This is a genomic window from Streptomyces sp. NPDC043861 (genome assembly GCF_056435905.1).
On sequence record NZ_JBWKDP010000025.1, the window covers coordinates 22,593 to 29,069 of the forward strand.

The 6,477-nt window shown below is 68.7% G+C and carries 9 protein-coding genes; 3 read left to right on the plus strand and 6 right to left on the minus strand.

Annotated elements, in window-relative coordinates; translation table 11 throughout:
- Positions 1-137: 137 nt before the first annotated feature.
- Entirely contained in the window at positions 138-626 is a 489-nt protein-coding gene (locus AC068D_RS35340; protein ID WP_478827248.1) for an Lrp/AsnC family transcriptional regulator, read from the plus strand.
- A 61-nt stretch (positions 627-687) separates the two neighbouring features.
- On the opposite strand, the gene AC068D_RS35345 is transcribed toward AC068D_RS35340, so the two are convergent.
- The 3 genes from AC068D_RS35345 to AC068D_RS35355 form a co-directional block, all read right to left on the minus strand.
- A complete protein-coding gene (locus AC068D_RS35345) occupies positions 688-930 on the minus strand; it encodes a hypothetical protein (protein WP_478827249.1) in 243 nt (80 codons plus the stop codon).
- A 78-nt stretch (positions 931-1,008) separates the two neighbouring features.
- Positions 1,009-1,599 (minus strand): hypothetical protein, encoded by a 591-nt coding sequence (locus tag AC068D_RS35350; protein ID WP_478827250.1) that lies wholly within the window; start codon positions 1,597-1,599, stop codon positions 1,009-1,011.
- Between the two features lie 661 nt (positions 1,600-2,260).
- Complete coding sequence (locus AC068D_RS35355) at positions 2,261-2,674, minus strand: hypothetical protein (RefSeq protein WP_478827251.1); 414 nt, start codon at positions 2,672-2,674, stop codon at positions 2,261-2,263.
- A 246-nt stretch (positions 2,675-2,920) separates the two neighbouring features.
- Here AC068D_RS35355 and AC068D_RS35360 point away from each other — a divergent pair, with 246 nt between their 5' ends.
- Positions 2,921-3,073 carry a hypothetical protein gene (locus AC068D_RS35360; protein ID WP_478827252.1) on the plus strand — a complete coding sequence of 51 codons (153 nt, stop codon included), beginning with the start codon at positions 2,921-2,923 and terminating at the stop codon, positions 3,071-3,073.
- A 328-nt stretch (positions 3,074-3,401) separates the two neighbouring features.
- On the opposite strand, the gene AC068D_RS35365 is transcribed toward AC068D_RS35360, so the two are convergent.
- Positions 3,402-4,367 carry a pirin family protein gene (locus AC068D_RS35365; RefSeq protein ID WP_478827253.1) on the minus strand — a complete coding sequence of 322 codons (966 nt, stop codon included), beginning with the start codon at positions 4,365-4,367 and terminating at the stop codon, positions 3,402-3,404.
- A 145-nt stretch (positions 4,368-4,512) separates the two neighbouring features.
- On the opposite strand from AC068D_RS35365, the gene AC068D_RS35370 reads away from it, so the two are divergent.
- Positions 4,513-4,863 (plus strand): tetratricopeptide repeat protein, encoded by a 351-nt coding sequence (locus AC068D_RS35370; RefSeq protein WP_478827254.1) that lies wholly within the window; start codon positions 4,513-4,515, stop codon positions 4,861-4,863.
- Between the two features lie 126 nt (positions 4,864-4,989).
- Here the strand turns inward: AC068D_RS35370 and AC068D_RS35375 are convergent, their stop codons facing one another.
- Both AC068D_RS35375 and AC068D_RS35380 read right to left on the minus strand, forming a co-directional pair.
- A complete protein-coding gene (locus tag AC068D_RS35375; protein WP_478827255.1) occupies positions 4,990-5,370 on the minus strand; it encodes a zinc ribbon domain-containing protein in 381 nt (126 codons plus the stop codon).
- Positions 5,371-5,477: 107 nt separating this feature from the next.
- Positions 5,478-6,203: a TetR family transcriptional regulator gene (locus AC068D_RS35380; protein ID WP_478827257.1), complete on the minus strand. Its 726-nt coding sequence runs from the start codon at positions 6,201-6,203 to the stop codon at positions 5,478-5,480.
- Between the last annotated feature and the right edge of the window lie 274 nt (positions 6,204-6,477).

Consider the following 6,477-nt stretch of genomic DNA (forward strand, 5'->3'; position numbering starts at 1 on the left):
TCCCGCCCATGACCGATCGGGCGGAACCCATGCCGACCCCGACCAATGCGGCAACGTTAGGCCAATCGATGAGGCAGCCGATTGCCAGTTGTGCCCTTCATCCCTAGCTTTGAGGCAGAATCTGCCAAGGAGTGCCCATGGACGCCGTCGATCTCCAGATCGTTCACGAATTGCAGGCGGAAGGTCGCCTCTCCAACCAGGACCTCGCCGACCGTGTGCGGCTGTCCCCCTCGCCCTGTCTGCGCCGAGTCCGCCGCCTTGAGGAGTCGGGGCTGATCAGCGGCTACACAGCCATGGTGGACCAGGTCGCCTTCGGGCTCCCGATCACCGTCTTCGTACGGGTCCGTCTGGAACGCCACACCGCCGAGGCCGTCAATGTGTTTGAGCAGCACGTCGGACTCATCGAGCACATCCAGGACTGCTATCTGATGGCGGGCAGCAGCGACTACCTGCTCAGAGTCGTCATCGAGAGCCTTGAAGCGTACGAGATTCTGGTGCGCACGCAGATCCACGCCATTCCCGGCATCACGTCGATCGAGTCCAGCTTCGCGTTCGGGAGCGTCAAGCAGTCCAAGGTGTTCCCACGTCCCGGCATCCCGTCCCGCCCCGCGGCCGGCACTCGTTAGAGCGGCGGTGCGCGGTCGGCCCTGACGGCCCGAACACGGGCAGTCGGCACGGGTCTTGGCGTCAGGGCCGACGCGGCCCTGTGAGAGCGGCCTCGAGGGCCTCACCCGTCATGTCGATGACGACGGCATCGTCTCGCATGTCTGCCGGGAAGCCGTCGAGCGTGGCGCAGGTGCCGCCGCGGTCGACGGTCTGGTCGGTGCGGCTGCCCGGTGGCAGGTCCTGGATCCCGTGGAACACCTGCGAGGGGGTGGCGTGTTCCGGGACGGCGTCCGGATCGGTTCCGGCGGCCTTGTGGTGCCGCACCGCAATCGTCCGGGACGGCCGCTCCTGTCTGAATCAGGTGAGGAGGCTCAGCACGCTTCAGTCGCGTGGGGACAGGACTCAGCCGGTGGGTCGGGACGTGGGCAGCTCGGGCGTGCTTGCGAAGAGGTCGAGGTACATGCCACCCGCAATGACCAGCCCGATCCCGCCGAGGACGACACCGCCCAGAGCCAGGGACTTCACCCAGGGCCGGGTGTCGGCCCGCCGGGCGTGCACGGCGACCAGCACACCGCCGATGACGACGGCGGCCAGGGCAAAGATGCCGTTCACGAGGGCCGCAGTGTGCCATGGGGCGCTGTAGAAGGCATTGATCTGGTCGCCACCGCCACCGGTGGTGGCCTCGATCTGGCCGATCAGCTCCTTGCGGGAGCGCAGCATGTCGGTGAGCGTGGTGCCGGTGAGGGAGCAGATGCCCAGCCCGGCGCTGACGACGGCGGCGGCCCCTGCCGCGAAGCCGCCGGCGGGAGTGATGACGGCGGGGGCGTCCGGGAAGTCGTCGTCCGCGTTTCCGGACGCGCCGACGCCCTCTCCGCCCTCTCCCGTGGCCTTGTCGAGGGGTTCCCGGGGCTGTACCCGGTCGGAGGTCTCTTCGCGCTCGCTGTCGGGGTTGCTGTTGGCAGCTTCGGTGATCTTGGAGTTCTCAGTAGCCATGGGACTCCACCCTACGGGTCGCTCTCTAAGTGTCCAATAAGACACTTTCCCCAGGGTGGGCATGCACATTGAGCAAACGGATCAGCACCCCTCGCACATGTCCGCCGCCCTTTCCGCCCCCTCATCCGGGAGCGAGGACTCCGGGGGACTTGCTCTGCGGGACTCCTTCGCGGGGCGTCCCGCACCACCGCCGAGACCGCGGGAGGGGGCGTTTCCGCTGGGCTTCCTCCCCTCGGCGGGCGCTTCGCCGGTGACGGCGGTCGGCTTCTCACCCCGGCCACCTGATGCGCTCCTTGCGCCGAACCCTGCGCGAGGCCCCATACCGCAGCGACGTCTTCGACGGATGCCGTGCCACAACCGGCCTGACCCTGACAACACCCCGTCCGATGCCCCGTGGTTGTCCGCCACCTTCAGTCGACCACGAGCACCGGCTGCCGCATCTGCGGCGAGGCCGCGACGGGGTCAGGGGCGATGGGCCTTGCCGGGTTGGGCATGAGCCGGTGACATCAGTTGGGGGACGGTCACGAAGGTGTAGCCCCGATGACCAGGGCGGTGAAGCGCAGGCTCAAGCAGATCCAGTACCGCCCGGACTTCGTCGACAGCTGCCTTGCGGGCACCGGCCTCATCACGGACGACTGAGCGGCGCTGCGCTGCAGAATCGTCAGTCGCCGTAGTACCGGTCGTAGGAGGCGGAGCGCTCCTCCACTGAGAAGCTCTCGAATTCACCGTCCGCCTCGAGCTCGCGCAGTCGATCCAGCGCCGCCGCCGCAGCAGGTGCACGGTTGGCCGAGAGGTGGGCCTTCGTCGCGTCGAGCCCGTGCCCAAGCAGGAATTCGATGTCGATCGAGCACGCTGCGTCGAAGCTGGCTTGCTTCGCACTCCAGACCAGGAGCACGTCGTCGACGTCGCCACTGTTGAACAGCTGGAAGCAGCAGAGCCTCATCAGCTCGGTGTCGCCCTCGCCCTGGGCGCGTCGCTCACGCGCCGTGTGCTCTCTGAGGAGTGCGCGGACCTCGTCGAGATGCGCGCCGACGGGGCGAAGCCCGTAGCGGCGCAAGCTTTCCTTGACATCCATCGCTGGTCTCCTTGATCGTCCGGCCCGGCCCGTGGCCTATCGGCCCCGCCCATCGCCGTTCAGCCGGACGACAGCCTCTCTGCCGGTCACAGCACGCACACCGAGGGCCGGCCCATATGGGTCGGCGGCCATCGGCGCAGGTGACCGGGCCCACGCTACCCGACATCACCCAATCAAGTTGAGTAGCTGCTGGCCGCGGCGAGGTGAGGATCTGTCGGGGCATTCGCGCCGCCGATCTCGTGCAGCGTGACTTCGTCTCATCGGCCCGAACCGGTGCTGACTTGCACGTCCTTCGCGCTGGCCGCCCACCTCGCCAACGCAGCCCCCGCTCCCTCGATGGGCACCGTCGGCGTCGCGCTCGACAATATGCTGATGGCCTTCGCCATCGGCCTGTTATAAGGCCGAGCTGATCAAGCCCCGCCAGTGGAAGACCCGGGCGAGCACCACCGACGCTCGACACCTTTGCACCGCGTGGGGCGGCGCACCCTCACTGCACTCGAGCCACCTCACGCTGACAAGCACGACAGCAATCTGATTACTAATCAGTAAGGTCAGCAAAGGGTCGGCAAGAGTCTGATTGGACCTGGTCACGGCTGCCAGCACGCGCAGCTCGCACCCCCACGTCTCAGTGGATCACTTCGCGGCGCTAGCACCCCCTCCTCAGGGCAGGCGAAGGGGCCCGACAGTCGCGACTCCCGACAACGGGACCGCTACCTATAACCCCAGGTCAACGTACTCGTCCGCGCGGTTTCAGCGGCACTGGCGGAAGTTCAGGGGCCGCCAGCCGGTCGCCGGCGTAACCCTTCACCTCGCCGAAGCGGGAGCCCTCCGTCCAGTCCCTGCGGGCCTGTTCGATGTCCGCCTGCGAACGCCCGATGAAGTTCCACCACATGATGATCTCTTCCGCGAACGGCTCGCCCCCCAGGAGCATCAGACCTGCGTCCGACTCGGCGCGCAGCGGCAGTTCGGTGCGGCCGCAGCCCAGGTAGAGCATCGATCCGGGGAGGACGGGCACGCCGTCGACATGGACTTCCCCGGACATGGAGAGCACCGCGTACTCGAAGTCGGGCTCCAGCGGCACGCTCGTGTCGGTGCCGTGGGCCAGGGCCAGGTCCGCGCCGACGATCGGGGTGTACGTCGTTCCCGGGGAGACGGTGCCGTCGAGTTCGCCCAGGATGAGCGTGGCGGTCAGTCCCGGAGCCGTGATCCGGGGCAGCTCCGGGTGGTGCTCGAAGTGCGGGTGTACGTCGCGGTGCTCGTCGGGCAGGGCCACCCACAGCTGGGCGCCGTGCAGAAAGCGGGCGTGCGGCCTGGGACTCTCCTCGGAGTGGCTGATCGCGCGGCCCGAGGTCATGAGCCCCAGCTCACGAGGTCTGATCGTGCGGAGACTTCCGACGCTGTCCCGGTGGAGGACCTCCCCCTCGTGCAGCCAGCTGACAGTCTGCAGGCCGATGTGCGGATGGGGCGGGACCTGCATCCCGGGCCCATCCGCGATGTCGTCGGGGCCGTAGTGGTCGACGAAGCACCACGCGCCGACCATGCGGCGGCCGAGGTTCGGCAGCAGCCGGCGGACTTCGGTGGATTCCCCCAGGGGGACACGCCGTGGGGCGAGGAGCTCACGCACCGGCTCGGCAACGACGAAGCCACGGCCGCCGCATGCGGAGAGCGCGGCCTGGCGATCAAGATTGCTCATGGCCCCCAACCTAGCCCTGTACGGGTTCCGAGCGCGGACTCCCGCAGATGTGGAATTCTCAACCACTTCCGTCGGTTGACGAGGCTGCCGGGGAATCGGGCGGACGAGTCCGGCCCCGCGGGGAACCGATGGAGCAGGAGGGCAAGTGAGCGAGAGCTACTACGAGTTCGGGTCGCCTGCGGACCGCTGGAACCGGGCGCAGATGTTCTTCGACGCGAGGGAGTACCTCACGGCGGCCCGGATCCTCGGCGGTCTGGTGGCAGAGGCCCCGGAGCTGGTGGCACCACGACTGCTGCTCGCGCGGGCGTACTACCACTCCGCCCGGCTCGGGAAGGCCGAGGCCGAACTGCGCACGGTGCTGGAGCGCGATCCGGTGGAGCACTACGCACGGCTGATGCTCGGCCGCACACTGGAGCGACAGGGGCGGACGGCCGAGGCCGAGCCTCATCTGCGGATGGCCGCGGCGATGTCCGGTGAGCTCCCGGAGGTCCTGTGAACCCCAGGAGCCCGTGAACCCCGGGGGCCTCGGGACTCCGTCGGCCGCACCGTCGGAAACCGGGCGGGTCGGGCGGCACTGGTTGACGTGGACGGATCCGCACGGGAGAGCAGCCCGGGCCGGGGCTCAGTAGCGGTCGCCCCGGCCCGTCTCGCACACCTCGAACACGGCTTCCCCGGCCTCCATGTCCCAGCCGGCCGCGGGCCGCACCCGGGCCCCGACCCACACCAGGTGCGGGTCCACACCGATGACGCGGCAGCGGAACATGAACCCTTCGGGGAACCGGATCAGTGACTCGTTCCGCGCCACGGCGGTGTTGCGGTGGACGACGGTGGTGCGGACGACGACACCGGTGCCGTCGCTCTGCTCGGACTCCAGGTCACTGGAGGCGCACACCGGACACAGCAGCCGCCGGAAGGAGGCCGTGCCGCACCAGCGGCACCGCTGATAGGTCAGAGCGATCTCCTGGCGCACCGCCGTTCCGGTGCCCGATCCTTGCTTCAACACGTCTCGACTCCCTGCCCTCGGCCGGAATGCGCGCCATATGGGCGGCGCGAGGGCACCGTATGGCACTGAGTGCCGCAGAGTAAAGATACTGAGTGCCACAAACTTTCTCAGGGGGAACCGAGAGCCGCCTCGATCCGCTGGACCACACGCCACATCGGGGTCCCCCGGCGGGTGACGAGGACGACGACGTCGCCCTCCGGGCCGGCGCCGGTGCCGGTGCCGGTGTCCGCCGGGCTCAGGGGCGTCTCGGCCGGCGACTCGCCCGCGGGCCGGACCGGGTGCGATCCCCACACGTCCAGCACGAGGCCGAGCGCGTGGTCCACGGCGGCCTCCGCATCGCCCCGACCGCCGGAGCGCAGCCACGACCGCAGAGCGTTGTTGTGCGCGGCGACCACGGCGGCGGCGATCACATCGGCCCGCAGGGCACTGTCCGGCTCATCGGCACAGCGGTCATGGAGATATCCGGCCAAGGTGCGTTCGTAGCGGCGCACGACGGACAGTTCATAGGTACGCAGCCCGGGAACTTCGCGGGTCAGCCGGTAGCGCTGCACGGAGAAGTCCGGGTCGGCGGCGTACATGCGCAGCACCAGCCGGGCCGCGTCACAGACCTTGGCCACCGGGTCGTCCGCTGCGGCCGCGGCCGCCAGGAACTCCGTCATGTCGGCCAGACAGCGCTCGTGGTCCGGAAAGACCGCGTCCTCCTTGGACGGGAAGTAGCGGAAGAAGGACCGACGGCCCACCCCCGCGCGCGCCACGATGTCGTCGACCGTGGTCTGCTCGAACCCACGCTCCGTGAACAGCTCGAACGCCGCCTCGGCGAGCACGTCCCGCATGGGGGCCTTGGTCCTCGGGCCCGCGGCCGCGGATCCGGTGGCGCCGCCACCTTGTTTGCGCACCTCAGTCATGCGGGGAACCTAACACCGGAGCACACATTTGGCACTGAGTACCTTTACGACGGGAACTGAGTGCCATACTCTCGCTGTGCGGAGCATGCACGACGAACGGAACCAGTCAGTAGGAGAGCCGGCGTGAGCTTGAGGATCGTTGTCTGTGTGAAGTACGTGCCCGATGCCACTGGTGACCGGCACTTCGCCGATGACCTGACGG